Source organism: Microbulbifer weihaiensis (genome assembly GCF_048323715.1).
In the GTDB taxonomy this organism is placed as follows: Bacteria; Pseudomonadota; Gammaproteobacteria; order Pseudomonadales; family Cellvibrionaceae; genus Microbulbifer.
In genome coordinates, this window is sequence record NZ_JBLWFL010000005.1 from 324,368 (window position 1) to 339,380 (window position 15,013).

13 protein-coding genes and 3 tRNA genes are annotated in these 15,013 nt (G+C 60.1%); 12 read left to right on the forward strand and 4 right to left on the reverse strand.

The window, feature by feature from the left end; all coding sequences use genetic code 11:
• The first annotated feature begins 31 nt into the window (after positions 1-31).
• Entirely contained in the window at positions 32-1,537 is a 1,506-nt protein-coding gene (locus tag ACNKU7_RS07710) for a succinylglutamate desuccinylase/aspartoacylase family protein (protein WP_418296389.1), read from the forward strand.
• Between the two features lie 46 nt (positions 1,538-1,583).
• On the opposite strand, the gene ACNKU7_RS07715 is transcribed toward ACNKU7_RS07710, so the two are convergent.
• The 4 genes from ACNKU7_RS07715 to hemA are packed head-to-tail and all read right to left on the reverse strand — an operon-like array spanning position 1,584 to position 5,764.
• Positions 1,584-2,489 carry a cation diffusion facilitator family transporter gene (locus ACNKU7_RS07715; RefSeq protein WP_418296390.1) on the reverse strand — a complete coding sequence of 302 codons (906 nt, stop codon included), beginning with the start codon at positions 2,487-2,489 and terminating at the stop codon, positions 1,584-1,586.
• Positions 2,490-2,531: 42 nt separating this feature from the next.
• Positions 2,532-3,362 carry a peptide chain release factor N(5)-glutamine methyltransferase gene (gene prmC, locus ACNKU7_RS07720; protein ID WP_418296391.1) on the reverse strand — a complete coding sequence of 277 codons (831 nt, stop codon included), beginning with the start codon at positions 3,360-3,362 and terminating at the stop codon, positions 2,532-2,534.
• Positions 3,363-3,374: 12 nt separating this feature from the next.
• Positions 3,375-4,460 carry a peptide chain release factor 1 gene (prfA, locus tag ACNKU7_RS07725; RefSeq protein ID WP_418296392.1) on the reverse strand — a complete coding sequence of 362 codons (1,086 nt, stop codon included), beginning with the start codon at positions 4,458-4,460 and terminating at the stop codon, positions 3,375-3,377.
• The gene (hemA, locus tag ACNKU7_RS07730) at positions 4,460-5,764 is read right to left on the reverse strand and encodes a glutamyl-tRNA reductase (RefSeq protein ID WP_418296393.1); all 1,305 of its coding nucleotides are present in this window, start codon (positions 5,762-5,764) and stop codon (positions 4,460-4,462) included. Before hemA ends, prfA begins: the two co-directional genes overlap by 1 nt.
• Positions 5,765-6,082: 318 nt before the next feature.
• Here hemA and ACNKU7_RS07735 point away from each other — a divergent pair, with 318 nt between their 5' ends.
• The 11 genes from ACNKU7_RS07735 (at position 6,083) to ACNKU7_RS07785 (ending at position 14,871) form a co-directional block, all read left to right on the forward strand.
• Positions 6,083-7,957 carry a tetratricopeptide repeat protein gene (locus ACNKU7_RS07735; protein ID WP_418296394.1) on the forward strand — a complete coding sequence of 625 codons (1,875 nt, stop codon included), beginning with the start codon at positions 6,083-6,085 and terminating at the stop codon, positions 7,955-7,957.
• Complete coding sequence (lolB, locus tag ACNKU7_RS07740; protein ID WP_418296395.1) at positions 7,941-8,588, forward strand: lipoprotein insertase outer membrane protein LolB; 648 nt, start codon at positions 7,941-7,943, stop codon at positions 8,586-8,588. Before ACNKU7_RS07735 ends, lolB begins: the two co-directional genes overlap by 17 nt.
• A 121-nt stretch (positions 8,589-8,709) precedes the next feature.
• Positions 8,710-9,594: a 4-(cytidine 5'-diphospho)-2-C-methyl-D-erythritol kinase gene (ispE, locus tag ACNKU7_RS07745; protein ID WP_418296396.1), complete on the forward strand. Its 885-nt coding sequence runs from the start codon at positions 8,710-8,712 to the stop codon at positions 9,592-9,594.
• A gap of 21 nt (positions 9,595-9,615) precedes the next feature.
• Positions 9,616-9,690, forward strand: a tRNA-Gln gene (locus ACNKU7_RS07750).
• Positions 9,691-10,032: 342 nt separating this feature from the next.
• Positions 10,033-10,965, forward strand: a complete 933-nt coding sequence (locus ACNKU7_RS07755; RefSeq protein WP_418296486.1) for a ribose-phosphate pyrophosphokinase — start codon at positions 10,033-10,035, stop codon at positions 10,963-10,965.
• Between the two features lie 225 nt (positions 10,966-11,190).
• Positions 11,191-11,817 (forward strand): 50S ribosomal protein L25/general stress protein Ctc, encoded by a 627-nt coding sequence (locus ACNKU7_RS07760; RefSeq protein WP_418296397.1) that lies wholly within the window; start codon positions 11,191-11,193, stop codon positions 11,815-11,817.
• 26 nt (positions 11,818-11,843) lie between these two features.
• Positions 11,844-12,455: an aminoacyl-tRNA hydrolase gene (gene pth / locus ACNKU7_RS07765; protein ID WP_418296398.1), complete on the forward strand. Its 612-nt coding sequence runs from the start codon at positions 11,844-11,846 to the stop codon at positions 12,453-12,455.
• 50 nt (positions 12,456-12,505) lie between these two features.
• Positions 12,506-13,597 (forward strand): redox-regulated ATPase YchF, encoded by a 1,092-nt coding sequence (gene ychF, locus ACNKU7_RS07770; RefSeq protein WP_418296399.1) that lies wholly within the window; start codon positions 12,506-12,508, stop codon positions 13,595-13,597.
• A gap of 64 nt (positions 13,598-13,661) precedes the next feature.
• Positions 13,662-14,576, forward strand: a complete 915-nt coding sequence (locus ACNKU7_RS07775) for a DMT family transporter (RefSeq protein ID WP_418296400.1) — start codon at positions 13,662-13,664, stop codon at positions 14,574-14,576.
• 105 nt (positions 14,577-14,681) lie between these two features.
• Positions 14,682-14,758: transfer RNA gene (locus ACNKU7_RS07780), tRNA-Met, on the forward strand.
• A 38-nt stretch (positions 14,759-14,796) separates the two neighbouring features.
• Positions 14,797-14,871, forward strand: a tRNA-Gln gene (locus ACNKU7_RS07785).
• Positions 14,872-15,013: the final 142 nt, after the last annotated feature.

Sequence of the window (15,013 nt, forward strand, 5' to 3'; positions counted from 1 at the left end):
GTCCCGAATTCTTTATTTCCCGGAGCTATTCATGGTTTGTCGCTCTCTGAGCCTGTCACTTTTGTTGTCCCTCTCCTTCTCTGCAATACCATCATTCGCGGAGGAGCAGCCGCAGGACGCCACGGCGCCGAGCGAAGTCGCATTAGAAAATATGCCGGCGAAGCAGGAGGATGACCGAGATGAGGCCACAGGGCAGGAAGAATCTTCAGATACTGCCACTGTGCAAAATACTGAGGGGGCGACGGCAGACACCGAGCCGATGCCCCAGGCAAAAAGCATTGAACTCGACAAGCCCGTCAGCGAGCAGGAGCTGATCACACCACCACAGGAAGCGCCGGCCGAGCCCGCGACCGCGGAAAAAGCTCAGCCCGAACCTCAGCCGCAGCCCTCCAAACCCAGCGAGCCCGAAACCGCGCCCGCGCCGGAAGGACGGCCGCTGCGTCTATTGGGCGCCGAAGTACCGCCCGCCACCTCCACCCGCCTGCCCTGGTCCCCGAACCAGCATTTTGAGGGGGTTTACAGCGCCACGCCGGTGCTGGTGGTCAACGGCGCCGAACCCGGCCCCACACTCTGTATCACCGCCGCGATCCACGGCGATGAACTGAACGGCATCGAAACCGTACGCCGGGTGATGTACAACCTGAACCCGAAAACGCTCAAGGGCGCGGTTATCGGCGTGCCCATCGTCAATATGCAGGGCTTCCACCGCAGCTCACGCTACCTGACTGATCGCCGCGACCTCAACCGCCACTTTCCCGGCGACAAGAATGGCTCCTCGGCCTCGCGTATCGCGCGCTCGTTTTTTGACGAGGTTGTGGTGCACTGCAACGCCATCGTTGACTTGCATACCGGGTCTTTCTATCGCACCAACCTGCCACAGCTGCGCGGTGACCTGAGCGATCCGAAAGTGGTGAAGCTCACCAAGGGCTTCGGATCCACCGTGGTGCTGCACAGCGACGGCGCCAAGGGCACTCTGCGCCACGCAGCGGTCGCAGCCGGTATCCCCACAGTCACCCTGGAAGCCGGCGCACCCATGGTGCTCGATGAGTTATCGGTCAGTCACAGCGTGAAAGGGATCCGCACCCTGCTGAACCAGCTGGGCATGGTGAGCAAATTCCGCCTGTGGGGCGAGCCAGAACCGGTGTACTACAACTCCACCTGGCAGCGGGCCACCAACGGCGGAATTATTTTCAGCAAGGTGCAGCTCGGCGAGTTTGTCAGCAAGGGCGACGTGCTCGGCACGGTGACCAATCCCATCACCAATGTGCGCAAGGAAATCCGCTCCCAGTACAACGGGCGCATTCTCGGCATGGCCATGAACCAGGTGGTGCAGCCAGGGTTTGCCGCCTACCACATTGGTATTGAGGCGCCACAGGAACAGATCAGCCCGCCGGAAGAGGTGGTGGCGGAAGACACCCCTGCAGCGACGGACAGCGATACGCTTTCGAATGGCAGCGGGAATGGCAGCGGGAATGAAACCGGCGAGGTACCAGCGGCAGAACCGCAAACACCCGCCACCGAAAGCGACGAAGACTGATTCCTGAGCGACGCCTCAGCCGATAGCGCCGCCCGCACCGGGCGGCTTACCCGCCCAGCGTTACCCGGTCGATCACCGGGGTGGTGTCGTAATGCAGCGGCTCAGGCTGCAGGGTGATATGGTCGATATCAAAGCGTTTGATCAGGGTCTGCCGCAACCGCTCCAGCACGCTGGGCCAGGCGACCAGGTCATCGACCACAATATGCGCCGACAGTGAGACGGTGCTGCTGTCCAGGCGCCAGATATGCAGATCGTGCACCGAGCGCACGCCATCCACCGCCGCCAGGGTCTCGCCCACCACCGGCAGGCTCAGCTCCCGCGGTACCCGCTCCATCAGGACATCCACCGCATCCCGCAACAGGCGGACACTGGATGCCAGGATCAACAGGCAAATCAGCACCGATAGCAGCGGGTCAATCGGTGTCCAGCCGGTAAAGTAAATCACCGCCCCGGCGACCAGTGCCGCAACCGAGCCCAGCAGATCACCCATCACGTGCAGCAAAGCGCCGCGGATATTCAGGGTCTGCTCTCCCCGGTGCAGTACCCAGGCCACGGCGAGATTGACCAGCAAACCGATCGCCGCGATCAGCATCACCATTCCACCCTGCACCGGTTGAGGCGAGCGCAGGCGATCCACCGCCGCAATGGCAATGCCGATAACGATCACCAGCATGAAGACAGCGTTGGCCATGGCCGCAAGCACCTCCGCCCGCCCCCAACCGAAGGACAGCTCACGGTTCGCAGGCCGCTGTGCCAACAGCGCGGCCACCGCACCGAGCGCGAGGGAGACGGAATCTGTGACCATATGTCCCGCATCCCCGAGCAACGCCAGGGAACCGGACAGCCAGCCTCCCACCGCCTCGACAATGGCAAAGGCAAAAGTGATGACAAGACCCCAGACAAGGGGGCGCAGATGGTTACCACCGTGGCGGTGGTGGGCGTGGTCGTGCATAGAAAACTCCCTTTCGCGACTTACCGGTTGCGAGCCGTGTGGTTACGGATTGCGCGCCAGTGTAAGCCTTTCATTTCCGGCATAGTCAAGCCGGGATTCCACATCCCGGTAACCCGCTTCGCTGAAGATCCGGCGCACCGCCTCGGCCTGCTGCCAGCCATGCTCCACAGCCAGCAAGCCACCCGGCTCCAGAAACTCCGGCGCGCGACGGGCGATCAGGCGAATATCCGAAAGTCCCTGCTCCTCGGCCACCAGTGCCGAGTGGGGTTCAAAGCGCACGTCCCCTTCACGCAGGTGGGGGTCGCGGGCATCAATGTAGGGAGGGTTGCTGACAATCACAGCAAAGCGCTGGGCGGGCACTGACGCAAACCAGTCACTCTGCAAGACCCGCACATTCGCGAGGCCGAGCGCACTGCGGTTTTCTTCCGCGAGGGCCACAGCCGCCGGCATTTTATCCACAGCCAGGATTTGCCAGAGAGGCCGCTCTGAGGCCAGGGCCAGTGCGATCGCCCCGGTTCCTGTGCCCAGATCCAGCACCTGCAACGCCTCTTGCGGGCAGAGTTCCAGCACAGTTTCCACCAGCACTTCGGTATCCGGCCGCGGAATAAGCGTGGAGCGGTTGACCTTGAGTGGCAGCGACCAGAATTCACGAAACCCGGTGAGATGCGCCACCGGCTCGCCGGCAATGCGCCGCTGGATCAGGCGATCCAGCACCTGCTGCGACTGGTCGTCGAGCTCATGTTCCGGCCAGGTATACAGCCACGCACGGGTCTTGCCCAGCACGTGACACAGCAATACTTCCAGATCCAGCCGGGGGCTGTCGCTTTCCGTCAGCTCCACCGCCCGCAGCAGGTTTTCCTTTACGCTCGCCACTGGATCTCCGAATCAATGCTGGCCGAGAGCCGCGAGCTGATCCGCCTGGTACTCGGTGCGCAGCGGGCCGATCACTTCATCCAGCGCGCCCTGCATGACTTCGTCGAGCTTGTAGAGCGTGAGACCAATGCGGTGGTCGGTCACCCGCCCCTGGGGATAGTTGTAGGTGCGGATGCGCTCGGAGCGATCGCCACTGCCTACCAGGTTGCGACGCGCATCGGATATCTCCTGCGCGGCCGCAGACTCCTGCGCGCTGTTGAGTTTGGCCTGCAGTAACGCCATCGCCTTGGCGCGGTTCTTGTGCTGGGAGCGCTCGTCCTGGCACTCGACCACAATCCCGGTAGGGATATGCGTGAGGCGCACCGCGGAGTCGGTCTTGTTCACGTGCTGGCCACCGGCGCCCGACGCGCGGTAAGTGTCCACCCGCAGATCCGCCTTGCTGATCTCGATGGCATCGCGCTCATCCGGCTCCGGCATTACCGCAACCGTGCAGGCCGAGGTGTGGATCCGGCCCTGGGACTCGGTTTCCGGCACACGCTGCACCCGGTGCGCACCGGACTCAAACTTGAGCTTGGCGTAAACATCCTCGCCGGCGACGCGGGTGATGATCTCCTTGTAACCACCGTGTTCACCCGGGTTTTCGCTGATCACCTCGATGCGCCAGCCCTGCTTTTCCGCATAGCGGGAATACATCCGGAACAGGTCTCCGGAGAAAATCGCCGCTTCATCACCACCGGTTCCGGCACGCACTTCGAGGTACACGTTTTTGCGGTCATTGGGATCCCGCGGCAGCAGCAGTGTCTGTAATTCCTTTTCCAGCGGCTCTATTTGAGCTTCCGCTTCACGCAGTTCTTCCTGTGCCATCTCGCGCATTTCAGCGTCGTTTTCTGCCAGCATTTCGCGCGCGGCGGCCATATCGTCCTGGAGGGTTTTGTAGCGGCGATAGCATTTGACCACCTCCTCCAGCTCGGAATACTCCCGGGACAGATCGCGGAATTTTTCCTGATCACTGATGGTCTCCGCATCCCCCAAAAGGGCGGAGACCTCCTCGTGGCGTTCCACCAGGTTATCGAGTTTCTGCTGTACCGAAGCTTTCATTACTTTTGTTTCTTGCTGCCCGGCACCGGTGCCGGTAATTCGGATGCGGACTGCCCGTCTTCCTCGGACAAGCCAACGATCTCCCGCGCAATACGCAGGCGCTCCAGATCTCCTTCCGCCGTCGCCTGACGCAGCGCTACGGTGGGGGCGTGGATCAATTTGTTGGTCAGTGTGCGTGCCAGCTGCTCCAGCAGCTGCGCCGGATCGCTACCGGCGCGCAGTTGCACCAGGGCCTTTTCCAGCTCGTCTTTGCTCATCGCCTGAGCCTGCTGGCGATAATGGCGGATCGAGTCCACCGCGAGCAGGCTGCGCTGCTCGCGCATAAACGCCTGTGCTGCTTCGTCGACGATCACATGCGCTGATTCTGCCGCTTTCTCCCGCAGACGCTTGCCTTCGTCAATCACTCCGCGCAGGTCATCCACCGTATATAGATAGATATCATCGAGCTGTGCGACTTGAGGCTCGATATCCCTCGGCACCGCAATATCCACCATAAACACCGGGCGGTGACGGCGCTTCTTGAGTGCCGACTCCACCGCGCCCTTGCCCAGAATCGGCAACTGGCTGGCGGTGGAACTGATCACGATATCGGCCCGCGGCAGGTGCTCCGGAATATCCGCCAGAAGGATGGCCTCGGCCCCGAAGGCCTCCGCCAGCTGTTCAGCGCGCTGCAAAGTTCGGTTGGCAACGATCAATTTGCTGACGCCTTTGTCGAGCAGATGTCGCGCCACCAGCTCGATGGTCTCCCCGGCGCCGATCAGCAGCGCCGTCTGCTCACTCAGATCCGTAAAGATCCGCGACGCGAGCGAAACCGCAGCAAAAGCCACTGACACCGGGTTTTCGCCAATGGCGGTCTCGGTGCGCACGCGCTTGGCTACCGAGAACACCTGCTGGAAGACGTTGTGCAGTGTTGATCCGACGCTGCCGGCCTCCCGGGCCACCGCATAGGCGGACTTCATCTGCCCCAGGATCTGGGGCTCACCGAGAACAAGGGAGTCGAGTCCGCAGGCTACCCGCATCATATGCCGCACTGCGGATTCGTCGGTGTAGTGATAGTGGCAGCCGGCCAGCTGCTCCAGGGGCACCCGATGATAAGCGGCGATCCACGCCAGCACCGACTCCGGCGCCGCATCGGCATAGATCTCGGTGCGGTTACAGGTAGAAAGGATCGCGAATTCGGTGCTGTTCAGGGCGCTGCGCGCCTCAGCCAGCGCACTGGGCATCACTTCAGGGGCAAACGCCACCCGCTCGCGCACATCTACCGGAGCGCTGTCGTGATTGATACCCAAAGCGAGGATTGGCATAGGTTACCGTCAAACAGTGTGAAAACGACCGCCGGCAACAGCGGCTATGGCGCAAATGAACATAAAAAGGGCGCACATTGTCCGGGCGAGACGCCGCCCATGCAAGCACTCGGCGTAAACGGCTGGCACTGACGCACCGGTCAGCCGGTTTAATTCTGTGCTGACTTTACCCATTCCTCCTCCCCGGGGCGAGCAGGCCCGGATTTCACAACTAGAATTATACGGCGATAACCCGGAAAAAAACGCCACCAGGCCCGGTACCCGACCGGTCGGACGTTCAGGAATTGACGTCCCGGCACACACGTACGGACACGTTCTATGCATTTCAGCTACTTCCGCAAGCGCCCGCTTGCCCAGGCCGATATATACACCCCCTGCACGCTGCATAGCCGGCGATTACTCATACCCGCTGCCGCTCTCGCCCTTTTCACCGCCTGTGCGCAGCAGCCAACCGACGCCCAGCTCGGCGAAACGCCAAGCACCGCGACCGGGAGCGCCACCGCGGTGCCCCCCCAGCCCGGAACCCAGGGTATCGCCGGTAACCAGGAGGTGGCCGGTGATGTCGCCAGCCAGGAAACGCTCAAGCCCTTTCCGATTGAAACCTTCTACACCTTATTGGTGGCCGAAGTGGCCGGAAACCGGCAACAGTACGACCTGGCGCTGGCCAACTATTACTTCCAGGCCGAGCGCACCCAGGACGCCGGCGTCGCCGCACGCGCGACACGTATCGCCCGTTTTCTGAATGCCCGTCGCGCGGCCCTCAGATCGGCGCGCCTGTGGGTGGAGCTCGAGCCAAAAAACCCTGAGGCCCAGCTCGCCGCCACCGCCGAGCTGACCCTAGCCGGCGAAGTGCACGACGCCCTCACACATGCGGAACAGGCGCTGAAATTGGGCGGCGATGCGCCATTGCAATCTGTCGCGGCGACCGCCGTCTCCAATGAAGAAACCGCGAGCGAGCTCCTGCCGGATTTCCGCCGCCTGTCCCAGATGTACCCGGACAACCACGAAGCGTCACTGGCGCTCGCCATGATGCTGCGGGAAAACAAACAATTCGAAGAAGCCCTGAAAATATCGCGCCAGGTTCAGGAGCTCGATCCCTCATTACTGGATGCGCCGCTACTGGAGTCCCACATTCTTATCGATATGGGCCGGCAAGCCGAAGCCCGCGGGCTACTGGAAGGACTGGTGGCCCTGTACCCGCAAGAAAGCCGGCTGCGCCTGCAATATGCCCGCCTGCTGATTCGCGAAGATCTCGACCTGGCCCAACAGCAGTTTGTCGAACTGGTGAAGCAGCGCCCCAACGACGGCAACCTGCTGCTGTCACTGGCACTGATCCAGTACGAAACCAAACAGCTGGACAAAGCCCAGCCACTGCTGGAGCGACTACTGGCACTGGAAGAACACGAGTCCGCCGCCCACTTTTACCTCGGCGGGATTGACGAACAGAAAGGCGACTTCCGCGGCGCCGTCACCCACTACCGGCAGGTGCGCCCCGGAAGCGACTATGTGCAGGCGATCACCCGCGGCACCGAGCTACTGGCGGCAAACGGGGAACTCGAGGAAGCCGACGCCTGGTTTAGCGACTTGCGCGAGCGCCACGCCAGCCAGCAGGAGCAGTTCTACCTGCTGCAGTCGGAACTGCTCAATAAATACAACCACCCACAAAAAGCCCGCGCGGTGCTGGCCAGCGCCCTGGAAAAGGATGACAGCAGCAGTCGCCTGATTTACGCCCACGCCATGGCCAGTGAACAACTGGGCGATATCAAAAACTTTGAACTGGGTCTGCGCAAGCTATTGTCCCGCGACCCGGATAATGCGAACCTCCTCAACACACTGGGTTACAAACTTTTGTCCTATGACGAACGCCTTGAAGAGGCGTTTGTGCTAATCACCAAAGCCCTGGCACTCAGTCCCGACGACCCGGCAATCATCGACAGCATGGGCTGGGCACATTTTCGCCTGGGCAATCACGCTGAAGCGATCAAATACCTGCAGCGGGCCCTGGAGCTGCTCGACGATCACGAAATCGCCGCTCATCTCGGCGAAGCCCTCTGGGCAACGGGTGAACGCCAGCAGGCCATGCAGATATGGGAACGCGGACTGAAGCAGAACCCGGAAAGCAAAATCATTCCTGCGGCCATGCAACGCCTGCAGGATCAACAACGACTGGAACAGCATGTTAGTGAAAGCTGAGAAGCACTCTGCGCCACATTCAATACCCCGGTTTCAACATGCACTGCGCGCACTGACCTTTTTGCTGGTCGCCGCAGTGAGTGCCTGCAGCACCCAGCAGGCGCAGCCGCCAACCGCCCCGGCCGCGACATCCCAGTCGGCCGCCGCGCTGCAACGCTGGGAAGTAAAAGGCAAACTGGGGGTACGCTCGACCAAGGAAAATGGCAGCGCCAACCTGACCTGGCAGCAGGCCAGCGGCAATTATCGCATCCACCTGAGCGGCCCCCTCGGCGCTGGCGCCACAGTGATCAGCGGTTCACCGGGCGGCGTCAGCCTGCAGCGCGGCAGTGACCCTGCCGTGTTCGCGGCAGATCCCGGGCAACTCACCGAACAGATTATGGGCTGGCCACTGCCTGTAACCGAGATGTTTTACTGGGCACGAGGGTTGCCGGCCCCAGGCGCCGTTTCTGCCAAACAGGCCGATGCCGAAGGGCTGCTGCAGAGCCTGAGCCAGTCTGGGTGGCAACTGAATTTCAGCGATTACCAGCGCGTTGGCCCTTACAAACTGCCCACCCGGATAAAAGCGGTAACGCGCCAGGTCACTGGCCCGGTAAATGTCACACTGGTGATCAAGGAATGGCTCCCAAAATAAACCGGTAACAGCCTTTGGCAGCGGGCGTGCAACCGCACGCCCGCTGCCACCATCGCAAAACTGTAAGCTGCCGCACCCTGCTGCTAAAATCCCGCCCCTTACTCAGCCAATCTGATTTTCCATGCCAGACTTACAGCTGCCCGCCCCGGCCAAACTCAACCTGCTGCTACGCATTCTCGGCAAGCGTGCTGACGGCTACCACGAATTGCAGACAGTTTTTCAATTGCTGGATTTTGGCGACAGCCTGACCTTTACCCTGCGCCGCGACGACACCATTTCGGTTTCCTGCCCCGGGCTCGATATCCCCGCAGAGAGCAATCTGATTTATCGCGCGGCGATGCTGCTGAAACGTACCGCGCCAACAACCGCTACCGGCGCCCACATCGCACTGGAAAAGGTACTGCCAATGGGCGGCGGCATCGGCGGTGGCAGCAGTGATGCCGCAACGACACTCCTTGGCTTGAACGCCCTGTGGCAATGTGGACTCGACGTCGATCAGCTTGCTGAGCTGGGCCGACAGCTTGGCGCGGACATTCCGGTTTTTGTACGCGGCCACTCGGCCTGGGCCGAGGGCGTGGGTGAACGGCTCACCCCTGTTTTTATCGAGAAAGCATGGTATGTCGTGCTGATCCCCGCCTGCCATATCAGCACCGCGGAATTATTTTCCCATTCGGGTTTGACAAGAGATTCAGCCGCCATTACATTAGCGGCCCTTCGCGACAGGCAGCTGAACAGACACTGGCTAAACGAACAGGCCAGCAATGATTTCCAGCCACTTGTTGAAGACCTCTATCCCGAGGTAAGGAAGGCCAGGCAATGGCTTTCCCAATTCGGCGAAGCACATCTGACCGGAACCGGCGCTTGCGTTTTCGCCGCATTCGACTCAGAAGTGCAAGCGCGAGAAATTCTCGCCAAACGCCCGAGCGGGACAGACGGTTTTGTTGCCTCAGGCGTCAATGAATCGCCAACTCACAGGCAGCTCGCGAAATTTGCAGCAAGCGTCTAAATTGATTAGCTGCAAGATTGCTGGGGTGTAGCCAAGCGGTAAGGCAGCGGGTTTTGATCCCGTCATGCGTAGGTTCGAATCCTACCACCCCAGCCATATTTTCAGGTTGGCAGTGAGCTTGAGAAAAGCAACGCACTCTGATCAGGTTCGAGCCAAGGCTGGTGCAACCAGCTGAGACCAGCGAGCCGCAGGCGAAGCTAATCCTTCCACTCCAGCCATTTCCCTGTTTGATGCGACCGACATCATTCCGAGTCGCATACGGAGCATCCGGCCAGACCGGGACACCCGGCAAACTGACCACAAATCCACACTTGCACCAATGGTCGCCCAATGAAACGGCATCAAAATCCTCTGCAAGCAGTTCGCGCTCCGAAACTCCCTGATCTTCACTAAACTTTTCACCTCAAGACGAAAAAGGTACTCGCAGTGGCTGACTTAATGGTCTTCACCGGCAACGCAAACCCGGAACTGGCACAAAAGATTGTTGACCATATGGCGATACCCCTTGGGGAAGCCGTTGTTAAGCGTTTCTCCGACGGCGAGATCGCGGTTGAAATCACCGACAACGTGCGCGGCCGCGACGTATTCGTTGTGCAGTCCACCTGCCAGCCCACCAACCGCAACCTGATGGAACTGATCCTGCTGGTTGACGCCCTGCGCCGCGCCTCCGCGGGCCGCATTACCGCAGTGGTTCCCTATTTCGGCTATGCCCGCCAGGACCGCCGCGTTCGCTCCCAGCGCGTGCCGATTTCCGCAAAGGTTGTCGCAGACATGATGGTGAGCGTCGGCATCGATCGCGTTCTGACGGTGGATCTGCACGCAGAACAGATCCAGGGCTTCTTCGACGTGCCTGTGGATAACGTCTACGGATCTTCCGTGCTGCTCGACGACATCGAGCGCCAGAAATATGAAAATCTCGTGGTGGTTTCTCCGGATATCGGCGGTGTTGTCCGTGCGCGCGCCGTTGCCAAGAGCCTCGACTGCGACCTGGCCATCATCGACAAGCGCCGCCCAGCCGCCAACGTTGCCGAAGTCATGAACATCATCGGTGAAATCAACGGCCGCACCTGCCTGCTGGTTGACGATATGGTCGATACTGCCGGCACCCTGTGTAACGCCGCCAACGCACTGAAAGAGCACGGCGCCATGAAAGTGGTTGCCTACTGTACTCACCCGGTACTATCCGGAAAGGCCATCGACAACCTGAACAACTCCGTACTGGACGAGCTGGTTGTCACCGACTCCATTCCGCTGGGCGACAAAATGGAAAAGGCACCCAAGATTCGCCAGCTCACCCTCTCCGCCATGCTGGCTGAGTCCATGCGCCGTATCAGCAATGAAGAATCCCTGTCGGCCATGTTCCGCTCCTAAGGTGTCGCAGCGGTTCAAACAGAAAGGGCGCATCCATACAGGTGCGCCCTTTTTGCTGCCGCCAAATTTGCTGGCAATCCCCCCCACTTCCCCTTAGAATACGCGCCCGCCCGGCACTGCCGGGCGTTTACTATTGGGCGAATCAATAGATTATGCCTAACTTATAGCAACACCAGAGGGCACCGGTCGCAGGTCCTTCTGGACAGACAACCCGAGGTTTACCCCATGTCTGAATTCAAACTGAATGCCAGCGTCCGCAGCGACGAAGGGAAAGGTGCGAGCCGCCGCCTGCGTCGCCTGGAAGCAAAAGTTCCGGCCATCATTTACGGTGGCGAAGTTGAGCCGCAATCCATCGCCCTGCTGCAGAAAGACATGTTCAAGGCACTGGAAAACGAAGCTGTATTTTCCTCCGTTCTGACCCTGAACGTCGACGGCAAGGAAGAAACCGTGATCCTGCGTGACCTGCAGCGTCACCCGGCCAAGGCCGTTCTGCTGCACGCTGACTTCCAGCGCGTATCCGCAGACACCAAAGTGCACATCAAAGTACCGGTACACTTCCTGAACGAAGACACCTGTAAAGGTGTTAAAGCTGGCGGCATCGTGTCTCACACCCTGACCGAGCTGGAAATCAGCGCACCGGCTTCCAAGCTGCCTGAGTTCATCGAAGTAGACCTGGCCAACCTGGAAATGGACGGTACCGTTCACATCTCCGACATCAAGCTGCCGGCTGGCGTTGAGTCTGTAGATCTGGCCCACGGTGCAGACCACGACCTGGTTGTTGCTTCCGTTCACAAGCCGCGCGGCGCTATCGAAGCCGACGCAGCTGAAGGCGAAGAGTCCGGCGAAGAATAAGCCGGCATCAGTTCAGGTACAGAACCTTGAGCAAGGCTCCGGACACGCCCATCCAGTTGATAGTGGGCCTGGGAAATCCAGGTCCGGAATACGACCGGACGCGGCACAATGCCGGGGCCGATTTTGTCTCCGAGCTGGCCCGTATTCACGGTGCCCAGCTCGCGGCAGACAGCAAATACCACGGCCTTTCCGGCCGCGTGCGAATCGGCGGGCAGGAAATCCGCCTGCTGATTCCCACTACCTATATGAATCGCAGCGGCCAGGCAGTCGGCCCGCTGGCGAACTTCTTCAAGATTCCCGCAGAAGCCATACTGGTCGCTCACGATGAGCTCGACCTGCCTTCCGGCACCGCGCGCCTGAAAAGCGGCGGCGGACACGGCGGGCACAACGGCTTGCGCGACATCATCGCCGCTCTGGGTAACAATCGTGACTTTATGCGCCTGCGCCTCGGTGTCGGCCACCCCGGCAATGCGCGCGATGTAGCAAATTACGTTCTTCAGCGGGCACCGCGCGTTGAGCAGGATCAGCTGGCCGAGGCCATTGACCGCGCGATCGACGCACTTCCTATCGCCGCCAGCGGCGACTGGAACGCAGCCATGAAGACTCTGCACACCAACTCCAAAGCAAACGCTAAATAAGATGGCCCGAGGCCGGATGCAGGCCCGCCATCAGCAACAGGATTCAGACCATGGGTTTTACTTGCGGCATCGTCGGCCTGCCCAACGTGGGCAAATCTACCCTGTTCAATGCCCTAACCAAAGCGGGCATCGACGCGGAAAACTTCCCGTTCTGCACCATTGAACCGAATGCCGGCGTGGTGCCAGTACCGGATCCCCGCCTCGACAAGCTGGCGGAAATCGTCAAGCCGCAAAAAGTGATCCCCACCACCATGGAGTTCACCGACATTGCGGGCCTCGTGGCCGGCGCCTCCAAAGGCGAAGGCCTGGGCAACAAGTTCCTCGCCAATATCCGCGAGACCGACGCGATCGCTCACGTGGTGCGCTGCTTCGAAGACGACAATGTGATTCACGTTGCCAATAAAGTGCACCCGGTAGCTGACATCGAGGTGATCAACACCGAGCTGGCGCTGGCAGACCTGGATACCGTCGAAAAAGCCCTGCAACGCTATAGCCGTGCCGCCAAAGGCCAGGACAAGCACGCCATCAAGATGAAGGCTCTGCTGGAAAAAGTTCAGCCGCACCTGAACGAGGCCAAACCGCTGCGCTCCTTCGGCCTGAATGACGACGAACTGGCGAGCCTGAAAGAACTGAGCCTGCTCACCATCAAGCCCACCATGTACATCGCTAACGTGGACGAAGACGGCTTCGAGAACAACCCGCACCTGGACGCAGTAGCCGCAATTGCCGCGGAAGAAAATGCTGTGCTGGTACCCATCTGCAACAAGCTCGAATCTGAAATCGCCGAGCTCGACGACGATGAGAAGCTGGAATTCCTCGAAGGCCTCGGCATGGAAGAACCGGGCCTGAACCGTGTGATCCGCGCTGGCTACCAGCTTCTGGGCCTCCACACCTACTTTACCGCCGGTGTAAAAGAGGTTCGCGCCTGGACCATCCCTCTGGGCGCAACTGCGCCCCAGGCGGCAGGTAAAATCCACACCGATTTCGAAAAAGGGTTTATCCGTGCAGAAGTGATTGGCTACAACGACTTTGTTGCCAATAAAGGCGAAGCCGGTGCAAAAGAAGCCGGCAAGTGGCGCCTGGAAGGCAAAGAGTACGTTGTCGCCGACGGTGACGTGGTGCACTTCCGCTTCAACGTCTGACCCCTCATGACACTCTCCGCTCCCACCCGGGAGCGGAGCCTCCTCCCCCTCCCAGACGAACGCTATGTATCAATCCAACTGGAAAGTGGGGCTGCCGCTGGCACTCATCACGGCATTCCTGTGGGCCCTGCTGCCCATCGCCATGAAAGGCCTAATCGCCGACATGGATCCCACCACAATCACCTGGTATCGCTTCCTAGGCGCGGCAATATTCGCCGGAACCTACTACAGCTGGCGCCAAGAGCTGGCCCTCGGGCAACTCTTACAGGGAAAGCTGCTCCCTTACACTGTGCTCGCCGTTACAGGCCTGCTCGGGAATTACATCGCCTATGCCAACGGCCTGAACTACATCACCGCTGGCGCTCTTCAGGTTCTGATCCAGCTGGCGCCGCTACTGTTACTGGTCTTCAGCGTTATCTGGCTTGGAGAGCAGTTCTCCGCGCGCCAGTGGATGGGCGTAACCCTGGTCTGTATAGGCCTCCCCCTGTTTTTCAACCTGCGCCTGCAGGAGCTGATTCAGGGCAAGGATCCACAATACCTGGTCGGCGTTGGGCTCATCGTTATCGCCGCCATAACCTGGGCGGTTTACGGCGTGTTCCAGAAAAAAATCGTCGCCGTGTCCCGCCCGCAGAATCTGCTGGTAATGATTTACGTGGCGGGAAGCCTGTGCTTCCTGCCGGCAGCCAAACCCGCCACGGCACTGACACTGGACGCGTTCTCCTGGGCTCTGCTGATCTTTCTCGCGGCCAATACCCTGATCGCCTACGGTGCTTTCGCCAAAGCCATGGCCGCCTGGGAGGCCTCCAGGGTCAGCGCGACGCTGGCCCTGGTACCGCTAATGACCCTGATGCTAAGCGCTCTGATTGGCGCCCTTTGGCCAAATTACATCGAAGTGGAACCCATGAACTGGATCAGCTGGCTCGGCGCCCTGACTGTGGTTTTCGGGTCACTACTCGCGGCCATTGGCCGCGGGCGCTAAAATTTGCGTGTCACGCTAACTCACTGATTAATTTATAAAAAAAGTGTTGACACCCCCGCTGGGCCGCCCTATTATTCGCGCCCTCGGTTAGCCGAGATCATCAATGGCAAGGTAGCTCAGCTGGTTAGAGCGCAGCACTCATAATGCTGAGGTCGGGAGTTCAAGTCTCCCCCTTGCTACCATTTTCCTTCTGCGAGATGCAGTCTCGCAGATTCGAAATTGGGGTGTAGCCAAGCGGTAAGGCAGCGGGTTTTGATCCCGTCATGCGTAGGTTCGAATCCTACCACCCCAGCCATATTCAGAGAGTTCAGCAAGCGCTGAATCCTCGAAGGCAACAAAAAAGGCGATCCTTCGGATCGCCTTTTTTGTTGCCGGCACCTCAATTTTTATTCACAACCCCACTAAAGTCGGGTCATCAGAGAAAGCGCTGACAATCT